The following is a 13,568-nucleotide window of genomic DNA, read 5'->3' on the forward strand; positions in this document are numbered from 1 at the left end:
TGGCATAAATACCAACGTTATGAACTCATTATTCTGTTTATAATGTTGGTATTTTTATTTGGAAGGATAATAACGTTTTCTTCTCTATTTCATTTTGATTAAGTTACAGTGACTTTTTAATTAACTGCAATACCTGCTGGATATCTTGATCGGTTAACTGCCCTTGTTTGCTATATAGAACCTGACCCATTTTATTTTGAACTATAATGGTAGAAGTGCTTTCAGCAAGTTGCCACGTTTTCGATACGACGCCGTCACTGTCTAGCACCATTGAAGACCAAGGGAAATCTTGTTTACCATCCTCAGCTGAAGATTTAACAAATGACCCTGTCCCCCAAATTGAATCATTTTGGTTCACAATCGTAGTAGTTTGATAATCATCTTCAGGGAAATGCTCGTTGGTGATAGCTTCCATTAATGGGGCATTCATTGCTTTTGCACTTGAGCGACCAGCAATAGCTTGGATGACGCGAACTTTGCCAAGCATTTGCTCAGTCGTCCATGGTAAATAAGATGTATTGCCATTTTTAATAAAGATCTCACCGCCTTTGTCGACACTGGCCGCCTCGACACTTTGGCCGACCTTGATATTATTAGCGTGAGTCATAAAAGGAGCAACGGATAGCAATAGAGTGATAGTGATTTTTTTGAGCATAATGAATTACCTAGTTAGCACTAATAATGGAAAAACCTTTACATAATAGCGTAATAATTGTGTTTTAAAGTGTGTATTTGTCGTCTAGATCGAATTTTGATCTCATTTTTTTGTCTATAACAAGTATTCACCGATTTAAAGTAGAGACGCAACCTTAGCTCTACAATTGCTTTATCGTTGAATTTGATTCACACAATAACAAATAGGTTAATACCATGAATATGAAACCAATTTTTCGCCGCTATCGCCCAACCAAAATTGCACGCTTTGTTAAAATGCTATTTAGTGGCGAATTTATTATTCAAGGGATTGGGTATTTTCGTTTTGATCAGGGTAAGGTTTTGCTACCAGCAGTTGCAGATAAGAAGCAATTAAAGGTGATGAAGGAGATCAATTTAGCGATTAAAACGTTATCGTTAGATTGTTAAATTTATACTGCTATTTGGCTGATAGGCGTTGTAGTTAATAAAATAGCCGCTACAACGCCATGATTGAATTCAGTGGTAGCGTTTACTTTTCCGGTGGGAAACAAACTCCAGTTCCACCAATGCCACAATAGCCTTGAGGGTTTTTAGCTAAATATTGCTGATGGTAGGTTTCGGCTAAATAATAGTCTTCGACCACGCTTATTTCTGTGGTGATGTTGAGTTTATTTGCTTGCTCTAGCGCTTGTTGATACGTTTCTTTACTGGCCATTGCCACCGTTTGGGCTTGTGGGTTTTCTACTAATATTATTGAACGATATTGGGTTCCGATATCATTACCTTGACGCATTCCCTGAGTCGGATCATGTCGCTCCCAAAATACGGTTAAAATTTGGTTTAAGGTGATTTTTCTTGGATCAAATACAATACGTACAACTTCTGCATGTCCGGTTTGCCCAGAACACACTTCTTGATAGGTTGGATTCGGCGTATAGCCACCGCTATACCCAACCGATGTACTTAGAACGCCTTCCAATTGCCAAAAAACACGTTCAGCTCCCCAAAAACAACCTAATCCTAAAAAAACTTGCTGACATTCATTTGGTTTTTCAGCGGTTAGATCCGTTTGGTTAATAAAATTACGCTCAGTTATCGGCATTTTTTCGCTTCGGCCCACCAAAGCTGTTTCTTGAGTAATTAATTTATCTTTATTTGACATATTTGAGCCTCTTGTAGCTTTAGAGAAAATGGAAAATCTGGTAGTTTAGCAAGCAGTTATATTACCAGACCTAGTGGTCTTATCCGTTATTTCAAATAAACGGAAGTTCCAGTCGTTTCAAGGATAGAGTCACAATCACCTATGAATAAAATTCACTTTTCTTTTGTACTCAGTATTTTGCTGCTTTTGCCTATGACGGCAAGCTATGCAGCAACAGATCTGACAATCGAAGGAGTGAGTGGTGAAGTAGAAGACAATATATCCGCGTATTTATCGTCTATTAAAGAAGATGAGTATTCTGTCTCCCTGCGTTTTCAATCTCAAGTTGAAGATAATATTCGCGATGCTTTAAAAGCATTAGGTTATTACAATCCCGAGATCCACTTTAGCGTTGAAGGGGATGAGACTGCAAGCGATAACGAATTGATCGTTCAGGTGGATAAAGGTTTACCTAGTATCATTTATGTTAGTGATATTGATATTAGCGGTGAAGCGGCGGCAGATGCCGATTTTGTTCGTTTAGTCGATCAAGCTAAGTTAAATTTAGGCCAAGTAATTAATCACGGTAATTATGAAAACTTCAAAAGCGGAGTGAGAAATTTAGCACTGCAAAAAGGTTATTTTGATGGAGAGTTTACCGATGCTAGATTGCAAATATCTCCAGACCGAAACCAAGCTTTTATTCATCTTCACTATCAAAGTGGTCCTCGTTATGTTTTTGGCGCTACGACTATATCGGGAAGTCAGATAGAAGAACCTCGAGTGCGTTCTTTACTTCCTTATAAAGAAGGCGACCCTTATCAATCCGTAACTGTTGGGGTATTGAATCAAAACTTATCCAGTACGGAATGGTTTTCTTCGGTTTCGGTTTTACCCGATCTTGAGCATTCGGGAAAAACAAAAAAATTACCGATGACGGTTAATCTTGCCCCACAAACTAAAAACCAGATCGAAACCGGCCTTGGTTACTCAACTGATGTGGGGCCAAGAGCCAAGTTATCGTGGAAAAAACCGTGGTTAAATAAATACGGCCATAGTGTTGGTGCTAGTGTTATGGTTTCTAGACCAGAAAAAACCTTTATTGCTAACTACAAGATTCCTCTAGAAGATGTTTTGCATGATTATTATTTAATGCAGTATGGTTTTAAAGATGAAAATGAAAATGATACTGACAGCCAAGAACAAAACCTCTCATTTGAAAGACATTGGCTGTATGACAATGGGTGGCATCGTAGTATTTACCTTCGTCTATTATATGAAGATTATGTGCAGGCTTCTGAATCGGGCAATTCTCTTTACGTTCTCCCTGGTATCTCATTTTCCAGGGTGAGGACTCGCGGCACAAGTGCTATGCCGATGTGGGGAGACAAACAAAGTATTAATATTGAATATGGCGATCCGGCGGCTTTTTCTGATACACGCTTACTGAGAGTTATTGGGCACACAGCTTGGGTTCGAGGGTTAGGACAAAATCATCGCTTCTTAACGAGGCTCGATGCCGGAGGAACTTTCGCTGAAAATTGGGATGAGGTTCCGCCATCATTAAGGTTTTTCGTCGGCGGGATTAATTCTTTACGCGGTTATGGTTATGAAGAAATATCACCAGAAAACGGTAAGGGTGAATTAGAGGGTGGTGCTTATATGGCGACCAGTAGTTTTGAGTATCAATATCGAATTACTGGCAATTGGTGGTGGGCAACGTTTGCCGATTTTGGTGATGCATGGACCGATACACCAGAAGTGAAAACTGGGTTAGGAATGGGGCTTCGGTGGGGATCTCCGGTTGGGCCAATTCGCCTTGATTTTGCTTATGGAAAAGATGCAGATAAAGGCGATCAATTCCGAATCCACTTTACCTTAGGGCCAGAGTTGTAATGAAGCGACTATTGAAATGGCTATTGGGTATCATTTTAGTGATACCGACGACATTGCTGGTGGTATTGCTATTAGTGGCGGTGCTACTGTTTACCAATGTTGGGTTGAATGCTTCATTGTGGGTAGCAAAGAAAGTCGTACCTGAATTGAAAGTTGGTGAGACGCAAGGCAGTTTATTACCTGCATTTACCCTGCATGATGTGCAATACAATAACAGTGATATACCCGTGAGTGCTCAGCTTAAACAATTTGATTTTGCGGTAACGCTAGATTGTTTATTGCAGCGTTCAGTATGTGTCGATACTGTCGCGATACAAGGTTTAACATTAGAACTCCCTTCCTTACCTGAATCTTCGGATACTCCAGAAAATGCTCAGGATTCTATGACGGCATTATTCTTGCCGATTCCAATGTCGTTAACCCATTTAACTCTAAATGATATTGATCTCAACATCTTGGGTAATAAGGTGAGTTGGAAATCATTTTCTAGTGGGTTATATATGCAAGGTAAGACCTTGACGATCAGACCGACTCAGTGGAAAACCATTCGTCTGTCACTAGCATCGACTAAAGAAAAATCATCAGAAGCTCAATCATCAGGAGCCAAACCCTCATCTAAAGAGAAATCTATTCCGTTATCGCAACAGCCTGATATTAAACTTCCCAATATTACATTGCCTTTGAACTTGAATATTGAATCGTTTGAAGTCAAAGATTTTAAGATGGCCAGTGAGACGCCGATAGTGGTTAACCGTTTAGCGCTGAGAGGAGATACCAGAGGTACTAAAGTTAATATAACACGCTTGCAATTAGACGTTCCACAAGCTGACGTGGATGCCAAAGCGAAGGTAACACTTTCTGGTGATTACCCACTTAGTTTGCGTATTAATAGCCAACTTAAAATGCCTGATCTTAATGGGCAAAAAATTCGTTTAGAAGCCGATGGCAGTGCCGCTAACTTATCATTACGCACACAGCTATCAAATGGAGCACAAGCGACTTTACAAGCAAAACTACAACCACTCAAAGCCACTTTGCCGTTTGATATTCAATTGAGTCAAACTAGAGTTCGCTGGCCGTTAAAAGGGCCATCAGACTATAAACTTAGCGTGCCTGATTTAAGTGCCAAAGGTTCATTGGAGCAGTATCAATTTAATCTTCAGGCCGATGCTTCGGGTAACGATATTCCATCAACAGGGCTAGAGGCCACAGGTTCCGGCGATATGTCTCAAGTGAGTATTAAAAAAATCGATATTGATACTTTAGGTGGGCATCTTTCTGGTCAAATGATGGTTAACTGGCAGCATTTACTTCATTGGAGCGCAACGCTCGGTTTGACGGATATTCAGCCTGGTTTGCAATGGCCACAAGCGGAAGGGAAGATTAGCGGCAGTATCGTTAACTCCGGTTCATTAACGGAGCAAGGTGGTTGGCAAGTTAAAGTTCCGAGCTTAGATATTAAAGGGGTTTTAAGGCAGTATCCAATAGTAATTAAAGGGCAACTGAATGCCAATGATACTAATGGTGATGGCAATATAAATGTGAAAACACGTGGGCTACGAGTTTCTCATGCTAGTAATGGCATATTGATAAAAGGGAATTTAGGTAAAGAGTGGCATATGGATATGGATATTGTCGCGCCTAAATTATCGCAATCTATTCCTCAAGTTAAAGGCAGTATCAAAGGTATGGTTCGGTTGAGAGGATTGCAAAAACAGCCGAAGATATACTCGAACTTAGAAGCGAAAGATCTCGCCTTACCTGATATGGATGCGGCGTTAAAATCGTTGAGTATCAAAGGGGAGGTAACCCCGTTACCAACACCAAGTGGCGACATTTCATTATTAGCCACTCAAGGCAAATATCAAGAGCATAGTTTAGAGACATTAAAACTTCGTTTTTCTGGGAGTGAAGTGAAGCACCAATTAGATTTTGATGCCATTAGCGATATTGTTGCCACTCGTTTTGTGCTAACAGGCGGTGTTTCGACTCAATCAAAAACACACTGGAAAGGTCAATTAGAATCTGCATTAATTGAGCTCAAACAGCCAGAGTTGCAATCGCAGCGTTGGCAACTCGACAATCCTTTACCATTGGCTTATCAAATCGATAAACAGATCGCTCAAGTCGATGCACATTGTTGGTCAAATGCTCCAGCGAAAATTTGCTTAGAGAATAATGCGACCCTTGGTGAACAAGGGGAAGCGGCCATTTCAGTTAAGCATTTTGTCTTTTCACAGCTAAAAGCCTTTATTCCTGCCGATACCGTAATAAGTGGCGAGCTTAATGCAAATGTTTGGGCTAAATGGGCACCAAATACACCGCCACAAGTTAAGTTAGATGTCATGATCCCTAAAGGGCATGTGACTCAAAAACTGGCAACACCAGTTACGCTTGGCTGGGAAGATATAAAACTAAGTGCCAATTTACGCAAGAATACGCTCGATCTTAATTGGTTACTGGATCTAACTAATAACGGCGACATTGAAGGTAATGTCTCGATTCAGGATGTACAGGGTAAACGTCCTACAATGGAAGGGAAGAATGTCATTAATCACATTAATTTGTCTTTCTTATCGCCATTGTTGAGTGAGCAAAATCGTATGCAGGCGGATATTAATTCGGTATTGAACTTTCAAGGGCCGATGCTAAAACCTAACGTGGTAGGTGATTTTCGAGTACTGGACATGAAACTGGAAGGTCAGATGTTCCCTGTTGATGTAAATAGCGGTGAAGTCAATATTAAGTTTAATGGTTATTCCGCAGTGCTAGACTCCAATCTTCATACCCCTGATGGTGAGCTTAATTTAGAAGGTGATGCCAATTGGTCAAACCTTAAAAAATGGCGAGTGAATTTACGCGCGTATGGCGATGAATTAAAAGTAGAAGCGCCTCCTATGGTTCGTTTAAAAGTAAAACCAGATCTCACCATCGCCATTACGCCAACCCTAGCTAAAATTACGGGGAATATTGATATTCCTTGGGGACGTATTTTGGTTGAAGAACTGCCTGAAAGCGCTGTTAGTGTTTCGAAAGATGAAGTTATCTTGGATCAAGATCTCAAGCCGATAGAGAAGAACACCGGTTTACCGATGGATCTGCAAACGGACATTACCATCAATATTGGCAATGATGTGAGTTTGTCTGCTTTCGGTTTGCGCGGTAATTTAGTGGGAAGTTTGAAAGTTTCACAAAAGAATAAAGGCCCTTTTATTTTAGGTGAGATACGAATTGAAAATGGTTCTTATCGATCCTTTGGTCAAGATCTGATCATTAAGGAAGGTAAGATCCTAATGAATGGTCCAGCCGATCAACCTTATGTTTCGATCAAGGCGATTCGAAATCCGGACAACACGGAAGATGATGTGATCGCAGGGATCACCGTAACCGGTCCTGCCGATGCACCAGAAGTCGTGGTATTTTCTGAGCCAGCGATGCCACAGACCAATGCGCTATCCTATTTACTACGTGGACGTGATGTGGAAGATGGAGCCGGTGGCAGTGCTATGACCACTGCGTTGATTGGGCTGAGTTTAGCAAAGAGCGGTAAAGTGGTTGGCGAAATTGGTGAAAAATTTGGTGTACAAGACTTGCAACTTGGGACTGCTGGCTCGGGGGATGATTCACAAGTAACAGTGAGTGGTTATATTGCACCTGGCCTACAAGTGAAATATGGCGTCGGAATTTTTAACGCATTGGGTGAATTTACTGTTCGTTATGAATTAATGAGTGATTTTTATGTTGAAGCCGTCACAGGGCTAGATAGTGCCGTTGATTTCATCTATCAGTTTAGTTTCAACTAAATAAGTCATTCTTAGAGCAAGAATTCTGCAACCTGTTTTTGTATATATAGCTTATTCAAAGGTTAATGTAATAATTAAATTATTTTGATTGAATAGTGAACAAAAAACTCATATGAGCCGTATTACTTAAGGTGTTTATAATGGAGAATAGCTATGAAACGTTTATTTTTATTTATTACCATCATTATTCTTGCGGGTTGTGCATCGCAAAATAAAATGCCAGACAGCAGTAATACTCAAGCTTGGCAAGCTTACGGGCAAGAACGTGCAAGCAAAGGTTTTGTTGAGCATTCTAAGGAAGATTTATCCAGTGAAAGTGGTTTGACGATGCTGAGCAATGAAGCATCTGATGCTTACCATCAAGGTTATCTTGTTGGTCAGAAAAAATATTGTAGCCAAAATGCCTCATGGCTAGGTTCAACTGGACAACCTTATCGTGGAATTTGCGATAATATGAACCCTTTCTTCCGTCAAGATTACATGTCGGGAATGCAATCTAATCATGGCGGTATGTAGTCGTTTTGATTCAATAATATTGATATAAAAAACCCTCAATGATCGCTAAATCATTGAGGGTTTTATTTAAATATGTGTTTTTAACAAAAAGTTATTTTTTAGCACGCTCAAAAGACTCTAAAATCTCTTGGCGAGCAGACGCGACATCTTCCCAACCATCGACTTTTACCCACTTGCCTTCTTCAAGATCTTTGTAACGTTCAAAGAAGTGCGTGATTTGAGCTTTCAATAGCGTAGAAACATCGTCAATATCTTGAATGTGATCGTATTCTTTCGATAGCTTACTATGTGGAACTGCAATCACTTTTGCATCTTCACCAGATTCATCCGTCATTTTCAATACGCCAACTGGACGACAGCGAATGACTGAACCCGGCATTAGTGGAAATGGCGTTGGAACCAATACGTCTACTGGGTCACCATCTAAAGATAGAGTGTGGTTTACATAGCCATAGTTACATGGGTAAAACATTGGTGCTGACATTAAGCGATCAACAAATAGCGCGCCGCTGTCTTTATCGACTTCATATTTAATTGGATCAGCATTGGCTGGGATTTCGATAACCACGTAAAGATCATCAGGTAGTGATTTACCAGCTGGGACATGATTTAAGCTCATTGGGATTCCTTCCATAAAAGTAATTAACCGCCAGATTATAACGTGACTTGTCGGTATTTTGTAGCGGGAAGGTTATCGATGTGCGATCGAAATTATTTAAAAGAATGCTTTATAACTGAGTAAGAAGAATTTTATAGCTAAGTAAGTAAAATTTTATAGTTAAGTAAGAAGTATATAGAAGGTCGCAATGAGAGTTGGAGTAACCCACATTGCGATGATTATGATTATTCAAACGATATAAAAATATCGCTTAATCTGGAAATTGTTCAAGGAATGATTCGACTTTTTCTACCATAACTGGCGATCCGACCACGAAAGGCACACGTTGGTGTAATTCTGCTGGTTTGATATCCATAATACGTTGGTAACCATCGGTCGCCTTACCACCAGCTTGTTCCATTAGGAAGGCAATTGGATTGCATTCATATAATAAACGCAGCTTGCCGTTGGGGTGGCTTTCGGTACTTGGGTATAAATACACACCACCTTTTAATAAATTTCGGTGGAAATCAGCGACTAATGAACCAATATAGCGAGATGTATAAGGACGATTGTCTTCAGGAACATTTTCTTGGCAATATTTAATGTACTTCTTAATGCCTGTTGGAAAACGAATATAGTTACCTTCGTTAATCGAGTAGATAGAACCAACCTGTGGGATCATCATTCTTTCATGAGATAAACAGAAAACGCCAAGTGATGGATCGTAAGTAAAACCATGTACGCCATTACCAGTTGTGTACACCAACATGGTTGATGATCCATAAATAATGTAACCTGCGGCCACTTGTTTATGACCTGGTTGTAAAAAATCTTCTTGAGTCGGCGTACTACCAATAGGGGAAACGCGGCGGTAAATAGAGAAAATAGTACCAACGGATACATTGACATCAATATTAGATGAACCATCAAGTGGATCCATTAATACGACATATTTTGCATTTTTATTCAGATCCTTATTAAAAGCGACAGCTTCATCTTCTTCTTCACTTGCCACGCCACACACTTGGTCACGGGCTTCAAGTGCCGCTTTAAATTTATCGTTGGCATAAAGGTCCAGTTTTTGTTGTTCTTCACCTTGAATATTCTCAGCACCGACAGAGCCGGTGATATCCACTAACCCGGCTTTATTAATTTCACGGTTGACAATTTTTGCAGCAAGTTTAATGGATCCCAATAGGGAGGAAAGATCACCACTTGCATGGGGGAAGTGGTGTTGGTTTTCAACAATAAACTCGCCTAAGGTGCGGGTTGTCGACATAACAGATCCTTTTTGTCGTTTAATATCTTCATGGTAATAAGAGAGTGAGGCTGTTGTATGTATGTTTGAACACTTGATGCGGATTGTAAATCTAGAATCTTATTTATGGTAATGAAGTAACTGGTGAAGTTTCACAAATGTGCACTTAAGCAGGGTTGTGATTAGCGAAAGAATAATTCACGCTAATGGGAGGGAAATTGTTTTAGTACACCATACATTTCGATAAGTTTGAGGTACTATTCCAACCAATTTATTGACCGATGATTATCCTCACAAATAGGTGAGCAGGGAAACCGTATTATGCATATTCATATTCTTGGTATTTGTGGCACTTTCATGGGAGGGGCTGCGGTATTAGCCCGTCAACTTGGGCATAAAGTGACTGGGAGTGATGCCAATGTTTATCCTCCAATGAGCACATTACTAGAATCACAAGGGATTGAAATTATTGAAGGATTTGATCCTTCTCAATTAAACCCGGCACCTGATTTGGTCGTGATTGGTAATGCGATGAGTCGTGGTAATCCGTGTGTGGAATATGTCTTAAATCAGAACCTTAAATACACCTCTGGTCCGCAATGGTTGCAAGAGTTTTTGTTGCATGATCGTTGGGTGCTTGCGGTGGCGGGGACTCATGGTAAAACCACTACCTCAAGTATGTTGTCTTGGATTTTAGAAGATTGTGGTTACGCGCCTGGTTTCCTTGTCGGTGGAGTGCTTGGCAACTTTGGTGTGTCGGCTCGTTTAGGCGACAGCATGTTTTTCGTGGTGGAAGCGGATGAATATGACAGCGCTTTTTTTGATAAGCGTTCTAAGTTTGTACATTACCATCCTCGAACCTTAGTGATGAATAATCTTGAATTCGACCATGCAGATATCTTTGATGATCTGGAAGCGATCAAGCGTCAATTTCATCATTTAGTTCGGACTATTCCTGGTAATGGCCGTATTCTGGCTCCAGCTAATGATGCAGGGTTAGAAGATGTGATCAAACGAGGTTGCTGGAGTGAGCTTGAGCACATTGGTGATGATGGTCATTGGAAAGCAGAAAAAATACAAAAAGATGGCAGTCATTTTAATGTTTACCTTGATGGTCAACTTGGTGGTGAAGTGAAATGGGACTTGGTTGGAGATCATAATGTCAATAATGCATTGATGGCCATTGCTGCAGCGCGTCATGTTGGAGTCACTGTTGATCTTGCTTGTGAAGCGTTAGGGAAATTTATTAATACCAAACGTCGTTTAGAGCTCAAAGGCATTGAAGCGGGCGTGACGGTTTATGATGATTTTGCTCATCATCCAACCGCGATTGATCTCACCCTTGATGGACTGCGTAATAAGGTGGGTGAGCGTAAAATTATTGCCGTGTTCGAACCTCGTTCAAGCACCATGAAGATGGGTGTGCATCAACAAACTCTCGCAGCGGCTTTTAAACATGCTGATGTGGTCGGATTATATCAACCTAACAATATTGAGTGGTCAGTTCAATCGGTAGCTGATCAATGTAGCCAGATTGCTTTTGTTGAAGGTGATATTGATGAGTTGGTGAAACGAGTAGTGGCACAAGCAAATTCGGGCGATCAGATCTTAGTGATGAGTAATGGAGGCTTTGGAGGAATCCATGCCAAATTATTACAAGCATTATCCAATAAAAAGTAAAAAGATCATCATAAACTAAAAGCTGTTTTAGCTAAAAGATCATAATAGGCAAAAAGATCATGATGATCTTTTTACTAGGATAAGGAAGAGTATGAGTAAGTCATCACAAAAGCAGATTACATTAGCATTCACCGGTGCTTCAGGTGCACCCTATGGTTTGCGTTTATTAGAATGTTTACTCGCCGCCGATTATACCGTGTATTTATTGATTTCTTCTGCTGCGCGAGTGGTGATGGCAACTGAGCATGGTTTAAAATTACCGAGTGGCCCACAAGCGGCGCAAAAAGTTTTAATTGAGCATTTAAATAGCCATTGCGACAAGATGAACGTTCATAAAAAAGTGATTGAGAGCGAGAAGCTTATCGTATGCGGTAAAGAAGATTGGTTTTCGCCAGTGGCTTCTGGTTCGGCTGCGCCAAAACAAATGGTTGTGTGCCCTTGTTCGGCAGGCAGTGTGGCGTCGATTGCACATGGCCTATCGGATAACTTAATTGAACGCGCTGCCGATGTGGTGATGAAAGAGCGTGGTCAACTGTTGCTGGTGGTACGTGAAACGCCATTCTCGACATTGCATCTTGAGAATATGCATAAACTTTCTCAAATGGGAGTGACAATTATGCCTGCCGCACCGGGTTTTTATCATCAACCGAAAACCATTAACGACTTGGTTGATTTCATGGTAGCGCGAATTTTAGATCACCTTGGTGTTGAGCAAGGATTAGTGCCGCGCTGGGGATATGATCAGCGCGATTAACGCACCGCCTGTGAATTAGTCACTAGCCTAATAATTGACAATTTAATACAATCAAAATACTTATCGGGGAGCCTTGTGCTGAGATCTTTTTTCTTCTTTCGGTTGAAAAAGAGACCCGTGAACCTGAACCAGATAATGCTGGCGTAGGAATTGAGTTTGGATCTCCCTACTTATTCTCCTGTGCCGCTCACTAAAAAGGATATTCTAGTGAACGACATCTTTTCTACTTCGAATACATGCTCATACTCTATTGATTCAATAACGCATAAAGCCAAAATAGTCTTTAGTGCGTTAGTTCTGCCTGTATTGTTATCTTTTTCTTTTAGTGCACAAGCGGCTGACAAAGAAGTCTTAACTGTTTATACCTACGACTCTTTTACTTCTGATTGGGGCCCTGGTCCTGCAGTAAAAAAAGCGTTTGAAGCCAAGTGTGGATGTGCGCTGAATTTTGTCGCATTAGATGATGGCGGTTCTGTATTGAGTCGTTTACGTTTAGAAGGTAAAAATAGTAAAGCCGATGTGCTGCTTGGTCTAAATAACAACATTATGGATCAAGCCGAGCAAACTGGGTTACTGTCACCACATCATGTCGATATGTCTAACATCACCATGCCGGGCGGTTGGAATAATTCGTTATTTGTTCCGTTTGATTATGGCTATTTTGCTTTTGTGTATAACAAGCAGAAAATGAAGAATCCGCCAAAGAGTTTAAAAGAGTTGGTGGATCGTGATGACTTCAACATTATTTATCAAGATCCTCGAACCTCGATTACAGGGCAAGGTTTATTGTTGTGGATGAAATCCGTGTATGGCAATAAAGCGCCTCAAGCATGGCAAAAGTTAGCTAAGAAAACCGTCACAGTCACAAAAGGTTGGTCTGAATCTTATTCGATGTTCTTAAAAGGGGAGTCGGATATGGTGCTCTCTTACAGCACATCTCCGGCTTATCATATTATTGCTGAAAACGATGATAATTATGCGGCGGCGAGTTTTACCGAAGGGAACTATAGCCAAATTGAATTGGCCGCGAAAGTGAAAAGTACCCAACATCCAAAACTTGCCGATGAGTTCATGCAGTTTATTTTGAGTGATGATTTCCAAAATCAAATGGCGACCGCAAACTGGATGTACCCAGTAACCGGTATCACCTTGCCAAAAGGCTATGAACAGTTAAGTGTGCCAAGTAAAATGTTAAGTTTGGATCCCAAACAAGTAGCAAAAGAGCTTAAGCCTTGGACGAGAGAGTGGCAATCGGCGCTCTCAAATTAATATGATGATGCGTG

11 protein-coding genes and 1 riboswitch are annotated in these 13,568 nt (G+C 40.6%); of the genes, 7 read left to right on the forward strand and 4 right to left on the reverse strand.

Annotated features, from left to right (window positions below; all coding sequences use genetic code 11):
• Nucleotides 1–103: 103 nt before the first annotated feature.
• Nucleotides 104–655 (reverse strand): YtfJ family protein, encoded by a 552-nt coding sequence (locus HC725_RS14260; protein ID WP_190332538.1) that lies wholly within the window; start codon nucleotides 653–655, stop codon nucleotides 104–106.
• A gap of 215 nt (nucleotides 656–870) precedes the next feature.
• On the opposite strand from HC725_RS14260, the gene HC725_RS14265 reads away from it, so the two are divergent.
• Nucleotides 871–1,083 (forward strand): DUF1107 family protein, encoded by a 213-nt coding sequence (locus HC725_RS14265; protein WP_190332539.1) that lies wholly within the window; start codon nucleotides 871–873, stop codon nucleotides 1,081–1,083.
• Nucleotides 1,084–1,165: 82 nt separating this feature from the next.
• Here the strand turns inward: HC725_RS14265 and msrA are convergent, their stop codons facing one another.
• Nucleotides 1,166–1,798 (reverse strand): peptide-methionine (S)-S-oxide reductase MsrA, encoded by a 633-nt coding sequence (gene msrA, locus HC725_RS14270; RefSeq protein WP_190332540.1) that lies wholly within the window; start codon nucleotides 1,796–1,798, stop codon nucleotides 1,166–1,168.
• 141 nt (nucleotides 1,799–1,939) lie between these two features.
• Here msrA and tamA point away from each other — a divergent pair, with 141 nt between their 5' ends.
• The 3 genes from tamA (at nucleotide 1,940) to HC725_RS14285 (ending at nucleotide 7,992) form a co-directional block, all read left to right on the forward strand.
• Nucleotides 1,940–3,673, forward strand: a complete 1,734-nt coding sequence (gene tamA, locus HC725_RS14275; protein ID WP_238928520.1) for an autotransporter assembly complex protein TamA — start codon at nucleotides 1,940–1,942, stop codon at nucleotides 3,671–3,673.
• Nucleotides 3,673–7,476: an autotransporter assembly complex protein TamB gene (tamB, locus tag HC725_RS14280; RefSeq protein WP_190332541.1), complete on the forward strand. Its 3,804-nt coding sequence runs from the start codon at nucleotides 3,673–3,675 to the stop codon at nucleotides 7,474–7,476. The genes tamA and tamB overlap by 1 nt, the downstream gene beginning before the upstream one ends.
• Nucleotides 7,477–7,629: 153 nt before the next feature.
• Nucleotides 7,630–7,992: a DUF2799 domain-containing protein gene (locus HC725_RS14285; protein ID WP_190332542.1), complete on the forward strand. Its 363-nt coding sequence runs from the start codon at nucleotides 7,630–7,632 to the stop codon at nucleotides 7,990–7,992.
• A gap of 91 nt (nucleotides 7,993–8,083) precedes the next feature.
• On the opposite strand, the gene ppa is transcribed toward HC725_RS14285, so the two are convergent.
• Both ppa and fbp read right to left on the reverse strand, forming a co-directional pair.
• Nucleotides 8,084–8,611 carry an inorganic diphosphatase gene (ppa, locus tag HC725_RS14290; RefSeq protein ID WP_190332543.1) on the reverse strand — a complete coding sequence of 176 codons (528 nt, stop codon included), beginning with the start codon at nucleotides 8,609–8,611 and terminating at the stop codon, nucleotides 8,084–8,086.
• A gap of 250 nt (nucleotides 8,612–8,861) precedes the next feature.
• Complete coding sequence (gene fbp, locus HC725_RS14295) at nucleotides 8,862–9,872, reverse strand: class 1 fructose-bisphosphatase (RefSeq protein WP_190332544.1); 1,011 nt, start codon at nucleotides 9,870–9,872, stop codon at nucleotides 8,862–8,864.
• Nucleotides 9,873–10,172: 300 nt separating this feature from the next.
• On the opposite strand from fbp, the gene mpl reads away from it, so the two are divergent.
• The 3 genes from mpl to thiB all read left to right on the forward strand — a co-directional run bounded on the left by mpl (nucleotide 10,173) and on the right by thiB (nucleotide 13,554).
• A complete protein-coding gene (mpl, locus tag HC725_RS14300; protein WP_190332545.1) occupies nucleotides 10,173–11,531 on the forward strand; it encodes a UDP-N-acetylmuramate:L-alanyl-gamma-D-glutamyl-meso-diaminopimelate ligase in 1,359 nt (452 codons plus the stop codon).
• Nucleotides 11,532–11,622: 91 nt separating this feature from the next.
• Nucleotides 11,623–12,285, forward strand: coding sequence for a flavin prenyltransferase UbiX (locus HC725_RS14305; RefSeq protein WP_190332546.1), 663 nt, complete (start codon nucleotides 11,623–11,625; stop codon nucleotides 12,283–12,285).
• A gap of 54 nt (nucleotides 12,286–12,339) precedes the next feature.
• Nucleotides 12,340–12,452: riboswitch (TPP riboswitch) on the forward strand.
• Between the two features lie 130 nt (nucleotides 12,453–12,582).
• The gene (gene thiB / locus HC725_RS14310) at nucleotides 12,583–13,554 is read left to right on the forward strand and encodes a thiamine ABC transporter substrate binding subunit (protein WP_194687975.1); all 972 of its coding nucleotides are present in this window, start codon (nucleotides 12,583–12,585) and stop codon (nucleotides 13,552–13,554) included.
• Nucleotides 13,555–13,568 lie beyond the last annotated feature (14 nt).

Origin of the sequence: Vibrio sp. S17_S38 (genome assembly GCF_014694375.1) — a bacterium.
In the GTDB taxonomy this organism is placed as follows: domain Bacteria; phylum Pseudomonadota; class Gammaproteobacteria; order Enterobacterales; family Vibrionaceae; genus Vibrio.